We start from the raw sequence: 13,466 nt of genomic DNA, 5'->3' as shown, positions 1-13,466 counted from the left end.
CCTGGCAACCTGACAATCATGCACTAAATAGTGTTTAGACTCATGGCTTTGCGTCCTTCCCTTTCGGTGAAGTTTGCCTTTGACAGTAGTTTTCTACCTAACATAATACGGCGTTAGAATGATTATGTCTGTAGGTAAAACGCATAATTTTATTGAAGACTTTTATATAAGATAATACGAACACAGGTTATTTTTACTATATCAGCATAAAAACGTAGTTGTGATGATCAAGGTGAACATATTGAATGAATGATATTGAAGATGTATGCGTAGCAATTGAGGATTAAGGAATGCAAAATTAGATAAAGATTCCTTTCGATATCTTTAACTGAAAAACAATTTATATGTAATGTATCCTATAAATAACACTAAAACCAGTACCACCGTCTCTTTCCAACCCATACCATTTAGATTTCCACTAGTTCCTCTATTTATTCCATCGTTTAAAGAACCAGTAGCATTGTTTTTTAATTCAGCTTGTTTTAAACGCTCTCTTTTTTCATCTGGTGTTTCCTTTTTCATTGAATCCATATGACAAATACCTCCCCTAAATTAATATTTACTTATTTACACTATAGAAAGACATATTCATATTTATGCTTATTTGTTATTTAGTGGCTTATTGGATGCCTCCAGGAAAATGCGCCCCGTCGAAGTAGACAAGAGGTTAAAAAGAAAGGCAGAATCACAAACTTGCAATTCTGCCTAAAACATCAACTATGATGTGTAAATTATTGTATTGAATTAATTCTTAATTATAAAAAAATCATGCCTCTACGTTTTCTTTTTCATTTTCAAGCATTTTGTGTAAATAATTTATTATTTCACGTATACCTTCTAATGAATTCACAAGTATTTTCGGGTCAACGTATGTGATCATACGATTTTCAAGATTGGCCACAGCTGTAAAATAGCGTGTTTTTGAATAATTGACAAGTCCCATCTGCTTTAAAACCGACTCATCTAAATCGAGAATTTCACGAGCTTCTGTTACAAGTAACCCATAATTCACAACATCCGTGTTCAACACAATAATCCGTGCTGTTGCAGCATTAGAGGAACGATTATAAAGAATACGCTCAAAATCAAGCACAGGCACAAGCTCGCCACGAATTCTTGTGAAGCCTAGTAGATAATTAGGCAAATGAGGAATCGGTGTTACTTGCTCTAATTTTTCAATCGAAATGGCTTGTTCCACAGGCACTGCATATTCCTCCGTACCACAAGCAAAAACTACTGCCTTTACACTTTCCATGCGGTCACTTCCTTAGATTCTGTTGTTATTTTTGTGCAGACTCTTTTACGATTTCAACAAGTAAATCTGCTAATTTTTCTAATTCTTCTACTGGAATTTTTTCATTTGTTGTATGAATGTCCTCGTATCCAACAGAAAGGTTTACTGTAGGGATGCCAAAGCCTGCAATAACATTAGCATCAGAACCCCCGCCTGAAATACCAAGCTTTGGTGTGCGTCCGATGTTGTTAGCAGCTGCCATAGCTACTTGCACAACTTTATCTGATTCTGTTACACGGAATCCAGGATACATTAGCTTCACTTCAACTTCAGCCTTTGCTCCTAATGAAGCTGCTACTTGCTCAAACGTCTCCTGCATATGCTTAGTTTGTGCATCTAGCTTCTCTTTGTCAATTGAGCGAGCCTCTGCAATAATCGTTACTTCATCACACACAATATTTGTTGCCTGACCACCCTCAAAGCGACCAATATTAGCTGTTGTTTCTTCATCTAATCGACCAAGCTTCATTTGTGCAATACATTTGGAAGCAACCGTAATCGCAGATATTCCTTTTTCTGGAGCAACACCAGCGTGAGCTGTTTTCCCAATTATTTTAACGAAGATTTTTGCTTGGAATGGAGCTGCAGTTACAATTCCTCCTACTTTGCCATCGCTGTCTACTGCAAAGCCATATTTTGCTTTAATTTTAGATGAATCTAACTCTTTAGCGCCAACGAGTCCACTTTCCTCACCAGCTGTAATAATAAATTCAATATCACCATGTTCAATATTTTGCTCTTTTAAGCGTTTAGCCATTTCAAATAATGCAGCAAGACCTGCTTTGTCATCAGCACCTAAAATAGTTGTACCATCTGAAACGATATAGCCATCTTCACGAAGAGATGGTTTAATCCCTTTACCCGGAACAACTGTATCCATATGAGACGTAAAATAAATTGGTTCGATGTCTAATGAACCCTTAAGCGTAGCAAGTATATTACCTGCTCCATGCCCGTTACGTGTATGTGCATCATCTTGTTCTACTGAAAAACCAAGTGCTGTTAATTTGTCGATTAAAATCGGCGCAATCACTTCTTCATGTTTTGTTTCTGAATCGATTTGTACGAGCTCAAAAAACTCTTCTACTAAACGACTTGTCATGTTGTAGGACTCCCTTAGTTTACGTGTTTTTCCACGTTATAGTATATGTATTATTTTAGCACAACGTCTAAAGAGTTGAAATAATTCGCTTACAGGAACTTCGCTATTTATTAAAGAATAGCAATTACTTCTTTGCAAAACGTGGGGTTGATTTCCGTTCTGCTGGGCTCTTTCGGGGCGTCCAGTCTCCACTCCAATCAACATTTTCACACCGCTCACCGCGGGAAAACCAGTAAATTGAAACATATATCACCAATCATCCTATGTTGATAAATAAAAAAAATGTGAAAAGAGGGAAAGTCTTTTCACATTTTACTTTATATCTGGGTTTTGAAAGATTGCTTCTTTTTCTTTATGTAGAGACTGCAAATAGCCATCTGCCTTGTTATGTTTATCCTGTAGACGCAAAATCGTATTATGTACATCATCTTGTACACGAGAAACCTGCTCTCTTGCGGTAGATATTTTAGAATGGACAGACCAAGCTGAAAAAATATCATCAAAGAAATAGTCCGCAAATTTTACAAATCCATCTGTTTCAATTGCTAACGATTTCGTTGACATGTCATGTACATCCAGTAGTTCGTTATGGAAGCGCTGTAACGCAATTTGAGCATTATGAAGATAATTTTCGGACTGATCAAGTGCATCATGCTTTAAATGTGTAGCAATGAGTCCCCCACCAAAGAACGTATCCCAAGCTGAGTAACCATTTGCGGAATGCAAGGACTCTGCAGCTTGCCCAAGCTTTGTAAGCGCTGCTTCACCAGCTTCTTCTGCTTCCCCTATTTCTGTAATTAGTTGTTTCGTTAACATTTCTTCATGTGCTAATTGTTCAAGCCTTTTTGCCTGTTCAGGCTCATGTAATTGTAAATAGCCTTTCTTTTTAGCATTTAATTGGCTTAAAACTTCTTGCAACTCTTGTTCATTAATTTGAGTAAGTTTAGTGTTTATTTGCCCTAAATCATCTGTCAAATCAAGTTCCATCTTCTTTGCTTCATTTATTTTTAATTCAAGAATGGCCGCTTTATCAATTTTTTCAGCACGTAGCTCATCTTGTTGCCCTGTCCACGTACGAATCATATTCATAAAAGAAAAGCCTTCTAACTTATCTAGTTTCAAACGAATTTGATTGAGTGCTTTAGAATGTTTATAAATTTCCTGTTGTGCACGCTCGATTTGCTTTTCAATTAAATCCTTTTGTTCACTTAACCTACTAGCAGTTCTTAATTGTGCATGAATCATTTCTTGCTCTTTTTGTAATTGTTTCCATTCCATTCATCTCAACTCCTCTACATATATGTACGAATGAAGTGAGGATATGTTTCAATTATTTAACATCTTTAATAAAATCTTTTATTATCTAAAGTTCTTAAAAATCAGAAAGTAAAGCCTAGTAATCTCAAAGGATACTAGGCTTTTACAATTTTTATAGAGGAATGTTTCCGTGCTTTTTCTCTGGACGTGTTTCGTGTTTGTTCGATAACATATCTAGTCCTTGAATTAGCTTAATACGTGTATCACGTGGATCGATAACATCGTCTACCATACCGCGAGATGCTGCCACGTAAGGGTTTGCGAATTTTTCTTTATATTCTTCGATTTTCGCTGCACGTGTTGCTTCTGGATCTTCCGATTTTGCAATTTCACGCGCGAAGATAATGTTAGCTGCACCTGCTGCACCCATAACAGCAATTTCTGCGTTAGGCCAAGCAAATACTAAGTCAGCCCCAATTGATTTAGAGTTAAGGGCAACGTACGCTCCACCGTATGCTTTACGCAGAATCACTGTAATTTTTGGTACAGTTGCTTCTGAGTATGCATATAGGATTTTCGCTCCGTGACGAATGATACCGCCATGCTCTTGTTTAACGCCTGGGAAGAAACCAGAAACGTCTTCAAATGTGATGATTGGTATATTGTAAGCATCACAAGTTCGAATGAAACGAGCAGCCTTGTCTGAAGAATCAATATCTAATCCACCAGCTAATACTTTAGGTTGGTTACATACAAGACCAACTGATTCACCAGCAATACGCGCAAAACCAACTACAACGTTTTTCGCAAATTCTGCATGAACTTCCATAAATGAGCCTTCATCCACTATTTGCTCGACTACTTTACGTACATCATAAGGACGAGTAGTTTCGATTGGTACAGTATCCACGATTTCTGGACGATAGTCATCACCCTCTGGTCGTGCCTGACGCGGCGCTTTTTCTTTATTATTTTGTGGTAAGTAGCTTAATAGTTTCTTAATTTCATTAATAGCTTCTTCTTCAGATGGTGCGCGGAAGTGTGCGTTACCACTTACAGCGTTGTTTACTTTAGAACCACCTAAATCTTCAGCAGAGATTTTTTCACCTGTTACCGTTTCGATAACTTTAGGTCCTGTAATAAACATTTGAGATGTTTTATCAACCATTAAAATAAAGTCTGTAATTGCTGGAGAATATACCGCCCCTCCAGCACATGGACCCATAATAACTGAGATTTGAGGAATTACCCCAGAGTAGATTGCATTACGGTAGAAAATATGTCCATAACCATCAAGTGAAAGTACACCCTCTTGAATACGAGCGCCACCTGAGTCATTAATACCGATAAATGGTGTACCATTTTTTGCAGCTAGATCCATCACTGTTGCCATTTTCTTTGCGTGCATTTCACCAAGCGCTCCACCAAATACAGTGAAATCTTGAGAGAATAAGTATACTGGACGTCCATTAATTTTACCGAAACCAGTGACTACACCATCACCAGGACCTTCCATCTTGTCCATGCCAAAGTCTACTGTACGGTGTGTAATGAATGGGTTGATCTCGAAAAATGTACCTTCGTCTAGTAATAATTCTATACGCTCACGAGCAGTTAGCTTGCCTTTATCATGTTGCTTCTCGATGCGCTCATAGCCGCCACCAAGTTCAATTACTGTCTTACGGTCATACAAGTCATTAATTTTGTCGAACATATCCATACTAATCACTTATCCCCTTTTCCACTTTTATCGCATAATTCATATAACACACCGAAAGATGATTTCGGGTGCATGAAAGCAACCTCTGCACCACCAGCACCTGGTCCTGGCTCTTCGGATAAAAGACGTACGCCTTTTTCACGAAGCTCTGCCATACGCTCACGAATTCCAGTTACTCCGAAAGCTACATGGTGAATACCTTCTCCACGTTTTTCGATGTATCCGTGAATAGTACTTTTTTCACTCATCGGTTCTAATAACTCAATTTTTACATTACCCGCATCAATGAATGCAACACGAACCTGTTGAGATTCTACTTCTTCCACTTTCAGCAGCTTTAAGCCTAAAGTTTCTGTATAATATGTAATGCGTTCATCAAGATCGCGGACTGCAATCCCAATATGATCTACTCTCTCCATGGTGACATCTCCTTCTGTTATGGTACATAATCTATTTTACAGACTTTTTCGTCAAAACTCTACTACTTGAGAAATTTTTCAGATTTGATAAACTATTTATAAGAAAAGAAGGAGCGAACGAGCATATGAGTAATAAAAAATTTCAAAAAATCGTCGTTTATACTATGATTGCTATTATGGTAATTTCATCTCTAGCATTCGGCTTATCAATGTTTGTGTAATGAAAAGCTAGGCGTCCGCATTACTGCGGGCGCTCTTTCTTTACCTTTAACCCCTTAAAAGATTGCTTAATTTCTAAATATCGATCCATTTCCTCAATAAATTGATAGAGTGCCGCTTGTGCTAGAAATTGCTCATGATTTTCCGGTAAAGGTAACTGGGCGAAATCTAGCTTTACCTGCTCTAACTTCTCTCTAAAATGACTAGCCGTATTTCCTGAATGAACATGCTCACCGAGGTCCTGTAAAAAGTCAGCGACAATCACCGCCTCTTGTACTATAACAGGCAGTGCCGTTATTTTCGGTAAAACCCTATCGATAATTTCTAGCTGCTGTTCACGCATATCAAAATACACGTAGTAGTCATTTTTTCGTCTCGTAAAATGATTTTCAACATCTTTAAACGCTAGGGATTTTGCACTATTTAATGCTTTAATCGCCTCAATAATTTCCTGCCCATCCCACAATGTATCGCCTTCTCTTAAATAGTTGGCGATTTCTAAAAAAATCTTACTGTAGAGCTCCTCAATTTTAACTCGATAGTAATTTAATTCCTTTTGAATGTCTGGCATATACATATTTATAGCTATTCCCGTACCATAACCAATTGCCATTAATGCAAATTCATTAGAAACAAGCGCCAATGAAAAACTTTTAGCTGCATAAATATGCATGATAATTACTGCACTAGAGACAAAGCCGTCCGCTACCTTTAAAGACACAATTGTTGGTATGAAGACGATTAGCATACCTGCTAATGTAAGCGGATGATAGGAAAATAGCTCAAAGCTCAAAAATGCATAAAGCATACCGATAATACTTGCGACGAATCGTGTATAAGCCGCATGAAGAGATTTTTTCTTCGTTGGCTGTACACATAATATTGTTAGAATACCAGCAGATGCATAAGAAGCTAATTCAAAGTATTGGGCAATGGCAATAGCGATAGCTGCACCAAATGCCGTTTTTAATGTACGATAGCCGATTGAAAACTTCTTCAAGTCGACTGCCTCCTATCTTTCAGTACTCTAATTTTACAAACGTGTTTATTAGCTATATTTCACTACAAACATAGGATCATCACCATAATGTGGGGTTGATTTCCGTTCCGGCTGGGCGCTTTGTTGCTGCCGCTTCGCTTTCGCACAGATAAAACATTTGCCGCTGACGCTTCGCTTTCGCGCAGAGCAGAGCTTCCTGGGGGCGTCCGATGAGCCGCTTGGGCCAACACGATGTTGGTCACGAAGGCGTTATCACAGGATGTGATGTTTTTAGCCTTCGTTCCCCTGCCTGCTCGCTCCAGGGTCTCGGGCCAACACGAAGTTGGTCACGAAGGCGTTATCACAGGACGTGATGGTTTTAGCCTTCGTTCCTCTATTGCTTTTCCCCAAGGAGTCACCCAGCCTCCACTCCAATCAACTAATATTCGAATAGGTTATTACAAATGTCACCCACAACTTTTGATGATGAGCCGAAATATAGTTTTAGAAAAATAATGGTTATCACCACAATAATGCCCAATATTTCTAATCTACAGCCCTGTTAATTTTATTCATTTCGAACTTTAGGTGATTCATTTAGCCAATATTTCAAATATTCCGAACACCAAATGACTATATATTGATATAAAAGAAGGTTATCTATGGAGTCATGCTAATCGGGGATCAACTATCATGGCTAAGCAGTAAGCCTCCGCAGTGTTTTTGTAGCTGCGGGGCTTACTAATAGCTCCTCTTTTAACTCTTGTGAATAAAATTAAAGTTCGTCGCAGTATTCCTCAAAGTTTGCTTGTAGGTTTGTTACTACTGACATTGGGTCATGCCCCTCAATTTCATAGCGTCCAACTTCTGCTACTACTTGTCCATCCTTTAATAACACAAATGATGGCGATGATGGTAAATGATCTTCACCGAAGTGATAACGAGCAGCTGCAGTAGCTTCTTTATCTTGACCAGCAAACACCGTTACAAGATGGTCTGGACGTTTATCGTAATGTACGCATTGCGCTGCTGCTGGACGTGCGATACCGCCTGCACAGCCACATACTGAGTTTACCATGACTAATGTAGTACCTGGACGAGCAAACGCCTCTTCAACAGCTTCTGGCGTGCGAAGTTGCTCATAACCTGCACCCTCAATTTCTGCACGTGCTGTTTTTAAAATTTCTTGCATAAATAAATCGTAATCCATATTCATATAGCGATTAGCTCCTTTCAAGTTCGCGTCATCATCAAATTTGCCTCGGCATAATTGCGTCCGGAGACTTTAACTTCTTTCAGCTGAATGAAGTTAAACTTACTAGCTTTAGATAGTCGACGCACATACATCTCCTATCATAGCAGTTAGTGACGAATTTGTGCACCTAGTTGCTCAGATAAAGGATTATATTATTTCTGTGATTGTTCATCGCTAAATAAACGATCTACACCTTGTGTGACTGTCAACTGTCCATTTAAAATTTGACGCTCTAAAAGTTGCACCTGTGCTTTACGTTCTGGATTACCATAAAACATATCAATCAAATGGTCAGTAATCATCGATTGGAACCAATCTCTCGTCTGATTTTGGCGTCTGATTGACCAGTAATTATTTGCCTCAACGATTTGTCTGAACTCCCCTATTGTACTCCAGACTTTGTCGAGGCCCCGTTTTTCCCATGAGCTTACCGGCATTGCTGTGGACATCCAACCTGGGGTTGCAGGCTGTAAGAAATGTAAAATTTGCTTATACTCGGATACCGTTTTTTTAGCAAGGCGAACATTATCACCATCAGCCTTATGAACAACAATGGCATCTGCTAACTCCATAATGCCCTTTTTCATGCCTTGTAGCTCGTCCCCGGCACCTGTTAAAACTAACAGCAAGAAGAAATCAACCATACCGCGGACATAAGTTTCACTTTGTCCAACACCGACTGTTTCTATTAAAATGACATCATAGCCAGCCGCTTCACAAACAAGCATCGTTTCACGTGTCTTTTTATGAACACCCCCTAGGGTACCAGCTGACGGGGAGGGACGAACAAAGGCATTAGGCTTTTTCACGAGTTCCTCCATTCGAGTTTTATCGCCTAATATACTTCCTCCCGATAAAGAAGAGCTTGGATCAATCGCAAGGACTGCCACTTTTTTCCCCATCTCACAAAGCATCGTTCCGAAAGCTTCAATGAACGAACTCTTTCCCGCACCAGGAACGCCTGTGATCCCAATACGGACACTATTTCCTGTATGTGGTAGAAGCTCTTGTAAGAGTTCTTGTGCTTGCACTTTATGTGCTGCATTTGAACTTTCAATGAGTGTAATAGCTTTTGACAAGTGTGTACGAGAGCTTGCACGTACTTCTCGTGCAAGCTCCTGTATGTTTAAACTGTCTGCTTTTTTCTTTCGGAATTTTTTCGGTGTACCATATTGCATTCCGTCGTGAGTTGCCTCTACTCCGTCCATAACAAATAGCGCACTTTCAGGCATTCCTTTGTTTTTGTCCATTATTCAGACACTTCCTCATAGCCTAAACGTTTGTAAATCTCTTCAATAATCTTTTGTGCAGATACAGGAATAACTGTACCAGGTCCAAAAATTGCTACTGCTCCAGCGTCATAAAGGAATTCATAATCTTGTGCTGGAATAACACCGCCAACAATAATAATGATATCTTCGCGACCTAATTTTTCTAGCTCTGCTACTAATTCAGGAACTAGTGTTTTATGACCGGCTGCTAACGAAGATACACCAATGACATGAACATCGTTTTCAACAGCCATTTGAGCTGCTTCAGCAGGTGTCATAAATAATGGTGAAATATCCACGTCAAAGCCTAAGTCAGCATAGCCTGTTGCCACAACCTTCGCACCACGGTCATGTCCATCTTGTCCCATTTTCGCTACTAAAATACGTGGACGACGACCTTCATTTTCAAGGAACTCTTCTGTCATTTGTTTCATTTCAGCAATTTGCTCTTCATCTGAGAAGTTTGCAGAGTAAACACCAGAGATTGAACGAATTATTGCCTTATGGCGACCTGAAACAACTTCGATTGCATCAGAAATTTCACCTAAAGAAGCACGAGCACGCGCTGCATCTACAGCTACCGCTAATAAGTTTTCTTCACCATCTTGCGCCGCTTTTGTTAATCGAGCTAGATGTTTTTGTACTTCTGCTTCATCACGAGCTGCCTTCATTGCTTCTAAACGTTCAATTTGCTTTTGACGAACTAATGTATTATCAATGTCAAGAATATCGATAGGTTCTTCTTTTTCTAAACGATATTTGTTTACCCCAACGATTGTTTCTGTTTTAGAGTCGATTTTCGCTTGACGTTTTGCCGCAGCCTCTTCGACTTTCATTTTTGGAAGACCAGTTTCAATCGCTTTCGCCATACCGCCTAGTTCTTCGATTTCTTCAATTAATGCCCACGCAGATTTTGTAATTTCGTCTGTTAATTTTTCCACATAGTACGAACCGCCCCACGGATCAATGACCTTTGTCATTGCCGTTTCTTCTTGTAGGAACAGCTGTGTATTACGTGCAATACGTGCAGAGAAATCAGTTGGTAGGGCAATCGCTTCATCAAGTGCATTTGTGTGAAGAGATTGCGTATGCCCCATTGAAGACGCATTTGCTTCGATTAATGTACGTGCCACATTGTTAAATGGATCTTGCTCTGTTAAAGACCAACCAGATGTTTGTGAATGTGTACGAAGTGCTAATGTCTTAGGATTTTTCGGATTAAACGTTGACATCATTTGTGCCCAAATTCGACGCGCAGCACGCATTTTTGCAACTTCCATGTAATAGTTCATACCGATTGCCCAGAAGAATGATAGACGCGGTGCAAAGGCATCAATATCGATTCCAGCTTTTAGTCCTGTACGAACGTATTCAAGACCATCTGCTAGTGTATAAGCAAGCTCGATGTCATTTGTTGCTCCAGCTTCTTGAATATGGTAACCAGAGATCGAAATTGAGTTAAATTTTGGCATATATTTCGCTGTATATTCAAAAATATCTGCAATAATTTTCATAGACATTGCTGGTGGATAAATATATGTGTTACGAACCATGTATTCTTTTAAAATATCATTTTGAATCGTACCCGCTAATTGGTCTGGTGTAACACCTTGCTCTTCAGCAGCAACGATATAGAATGCAAGAACTGGTAATACAGCACCATTCATTGTCATAGAAACTGACATTTGATCCAAAGGAATTTGGTTAAATAAAATTTTCATATCCTCTACGGAGTCAATCGCTACTCCAGCTTTACCAACATCCCCTGTTACACGAGGATGATCTGAGTCATAGCCACGGTGAGTTGCTAAGTCAAAGGCAACTGAAAGACCTTTTTGACCCATTGCTAGATTACGTTTGTAGAATGCATTTGATTCTTCAGCTGTTGAGAAACCAGCATATTGGCGAACAGTCCAAGGACGAGCTACATACATAGTAGGGTATGGACCGCGCGTATTTGGCGCAATACCAGCTACATCATTTAAATGTTTTGCCTCTTTAATATCTTCTTTTGTGTAAATATCTTTAATTTCGATACCTTCATTGGTCATGAATTTTTCTTCTGACGCTTGAGGTGCTTCTGCTGCTAAAACTTTTTCAATTTCAACTGCACTAAAATTTGGCTTACTCATCGTTGGACCTCCTTCATGCTAGCGAACACTGAGTTTAATTTTTCGATGATGTTCTGTCCTGCGAAAATAAAGCCATTTAAGCCATTTGCTAACCAAGCTTCTTCTTCGTCTTTAAATTTACCTGCAACGTCAACAATTACTTTAGCTGGTTTGCCTGCTAAAATTGCTGGTACTAATTCTTTAGTATTGTCATCATTACCTGCAATCACCACATATGTTGCTTCTGTAGTGTTTAACCAAGCTAATGCTTCTTCTGCTGTAGCAACCGGTTCGCTTTTTTCTGGCACAAGACCTACTGTATTTAAGAAACCTGACACGAAATCAGCACGTGGCTTTGAGCTTTTTAGTGTACCTAATGCTAAGATTCCTGTTTTCATATTTGCAGCTGTCATCTCCGCACGTAATTGCTCAAAAGGTTTAGCAATTCGCTTAATTGTTGTAAATGCTGGGTTTGTTTCGCTTTCAAGCACATCTGCTGGATTAGCATAAATATTTGTACCTATTAATGATTGCTTACGAGTTTGCACTGCTTTGATACGAGCTTGATAGGATTTTTCTATTTCCTCAGTAAGCTTTCCAGATGCAGTGTAAGCGTCAATGCCTCCAGCTGCTTCAATTTCTAAGAATAATGCCCAAGCTTCTTTCACAAAATCTGCTGTTAATGACTCAATAAAGTAAGAGCCACCAGCTGGGTCTATAACTTTTAAAACATTTGTTTCTTCTTTTAAGATTAAAGATACATTACGTGCAATACGAACCGATTGATCGGTTGGCTTCGTTAATGCATCATGAGGGTGAACTGTAAAGACATCCGCACCGCCAATTAAACCAGAAAGAGCTTCATTCGCTGAACGTAATAAGTTTACATAAACATCCAGCTTCGAGAAGCTTCTTAACGATGTTTCAGCAATAGTTGGAACTTTTACGCAATTAGATACACCATAAGCGGATGAGAACGCTTTCCAAAGTACTTTAAAAGCACGGAGTTTTGCAATCTCTGTAAAGAACTGTGTATCAACTGCAAAGGATACATAAAATTTCTTCGCGAACACTTCAAAGCTTTCTTCTTGATTTGCGTATTTTGCGGCTAATGCTAGTGCATATGCTAACTCTTGCACAGCATTTGCTCCTTCATTATGATAAACCATCGTTTCCGCACCGACTGAGCGCACGCTCGGGTATTCATTTAAAGAGATCGGGTTTTTCGATACGACGAAACCGTTTACAGTTTCTCGCTGATTAACTGCTATTTTGTCGAACACTGCTAATAATGGGTCATTTGAATTTTCAACCGTAATTTTAAACGAATATTCAGAGAAATAAGTCGCTAATTGTGCCAATACTTCTTCTGTCCATTCAAATTTCATACGGCTATCAATTGTTACTACTTCATTGCCTCGAGCTAAGCTATCATCAAGCTGCGCAAAAAATGCCTCGCTTGTATCAGCATATATTTGCTGTGCCACTCGAAATACTTCGTTATTTTGTAGGGAACGGATTGTAGCAACTTGTTTATCAAGTTCTTCACCAAGTTTTGCTACTAAACTTTCTTGGGTGTAAAGAGGTTCTAATGTAATACCTTCACTCGTTTTCGTTAAAAGAGACTCGAATGGTTTCCCTTTTAAAGCCTTGATTGCTGCATCTTGCCATTCTGAATAGGACGGCTTTTCAAATTCAATATTTTTCATGTTGTTTGACATGCGGACGCTTAATCAGCTTCCCCCCTTAGTAGTTTCTATTTGTTATTCTACATGACAAATTGCGACTCGAAAAGCAAAAAAAAATCGGAAACCGTTATATAACAGGCTTCCGACAAGT

Annotated in this window: 12 protein-coding genes and 1 riboswitch; of the genes, 1 reads left to right on the top strand and 11 read right to left on the bottom strand. The window is 39.0% G+C overall.

Translation table 11 applies throughout. The features are described from left to right. Positions 1 to 88: riboswitch (cyclic di-GMP riboswitch) on the bottom strand. 236 nt (positions 89 to 324) lie between these two features. From JNUCC51_RS21175 to mce, 6 genes are all read right to left on the bottom strand, one after another. Next, on the bottom strand, positions 325 to 522 hold the full coding sequence (locus JNUCC51_RS21175; RefSeq protein ID WP_337992273.1) for a DUF6366 family protein: 198 nt from the start codon (positions 520 to 522) through the stop codon (positions 325 to 327). A 244-nt stretch (positions 523 to 766) separates the two neighbouring features. Continuing rightward, positions 767 to 1,255: a chemotaxis protein CheW gene (locus JNUCC51_RS21170; protein WP_328008209.1), complete on the bottom strand. Its 489-nt coding sequence runs from the start codon at positions 1,253 to 1,255 to the stop codon at positions 767 to 769. Between the two features lie 25 nt (positions 1,256 to 1,280). Then, positions 1,281 to 2,396 (bottom strand): M20/M25/M40 family metallo-hydrolase, encoded by a 1,116-nt coding sequence (locus JNUCC51_RS21165; RefSeq protein WP_337989626.1) that lies wholly within the window; start codon positions 2,394 to 2,396, stop codon positions 1,281 to 1,283. A 312-nt stretch (positions 2,397 to 2,708) separates the two neighbouring features. Next, positions 2,709 to 3,674, bottom strand: coding sequence for a hypothetical protein (locus JNUCC51_RS21160; RefSeq protein WP_337989625.1), 966 nt, complete (start codon positions 3,672 to 3,674; stop codon positions 2,709 to 2,711). A gap of 151 nt (positions 3,675 to 3,825) precedes the next feature. Beyond that, the gene (locus JNUCC51_RS21155) at positions 3,826 to 5,373 is read right to left on the bottom strand and encodes an acyl-CoA carboxylase subunit beta (RefSeq protein WP_100544425.1); all 1,548 of its coding nucleotides are present in this window, start codon (positions 5,371 to 5,373) and stop codon (positions 3,826 to 3,828) included. Between the two features lie 5 nt (positions 5,374 to 5,378). Beyond that, positions 5,379 to 5,792, bottom strand: coding sequence for a methylmalonyl-CoA epimerase (gene mce / locus JNUCC51_RS21150; protein ID WP_337989624.1), 414 nt, complete (start codon positions 5,790 to 5,792; stop codon positions 5,379 to 5,381). A gap of 125 nt (positions 5,793 to 5,917) precedes the next feature. On the opposite strand from mce, the gene prli42 reads away from it, so the two are divergent. Next, the gene (prli42, locus tag JNUCC51_RS21145) at positions 5,918 to 6,013 is read left to right on the top strand and encodes a stressosome-associated protein Prli42 (protein WP_152911477.1); all 96 of its coding nucleotides are present in this window, start codon (positions 5,918 to 5,920) and stop codon (positions 6,011 to 6,013) included. A gap of 20 nt (positions 6,014 to 6,033) precedes the next feature. Here prli42 and JNUCC51_RS21140 read toward each other — a convergent pair whose 3' ends face one another. From JNUCC51_RS21140 to JNUCC51_RS21120, 5 genes are all read right to left on the bottom strand, one after another. After that, entirely contained in the window at positions 6,034 to 7,011 is a 978-nt protein-coding gene (locus JNUCC51_RS21140; RefSeq protein WP_100544427.1) for an aromatic acid exporter family protein, read from the bottom strand. A gap of 754 nt (positions 7,012 to 7,765) precedes the next feature. Next, the gene (locus JNUCC51_RS21135; protein WP_053483738.1) at positions 7,766 to 8,206 is read right to left on the bottom strand and encodes a BrxA/BrxB family bacilliredoxin; all 441 of its coding nucleotides are present in this window, start codon (positions 8,204 to 8,206) and stop codon (positions 7,766 to 7,768) included. Positions 8,207 to 8,397: 191 nt separating this feature from the next. Then, complete coding sequence (gene meaB / locus JNUCC51_RS21130; protein WP_337989623.1) at positions 8,398 to 9,495, bottom strand: methylmalonyl Co-A mutase-associated GTPase MeaB; 1,098 nt, start codon at positions 9,493 to 9,495, stop codon at positions 8,398 to 8,400. Next, positions 9,495 to 11,648 carry a methylmalonyl-CoA mutase gene (gene scpA / locus JNUCC51_RS21125; protein WP_337989622.1) on the bottom strand — a complete coding sequence of 718 codons (2,154 nt, stop codon included), beginning with the start codon at positions 11,646 to 11,648 and terminating at the stop codon, positions 9,495 to 9,497. The genes meaB and scpA overlap by 1 nt, the downstream gene beginning before the upstream one ends. Further along, a complete protein-coding gene (locus JNUCC51_RS21120) occupies positions 11,645 to 13,336 on the bottom strand; it encodes a methylmalonyl-CoA mutase family protein (RefSeq protein ID WP_443136961.1) in 1,692 nt (563 codons plus the stop codon). Before JNUCC51_RS21120 ends, scpA begins: the two co-directional genes overlap by 4 nt. Positions 13,337 to 13,466 lie beyond the last annotated feature (130 nt).

The organism is Lysinibacillus sp. JNUCC 51 (assembly GCF_015999525.1).
In the GTDB taxonomy this organism is placed as follows: domain Bacteria; phylum Bacillota; class Bacilli; order Bacillales_A; family Planococcaceae; genus Lysinibacillus; species Lysinibacillus xylanilyticus.
This window is presented reverse-complemented; position numbering and strand designations above follow the sequence as displayed.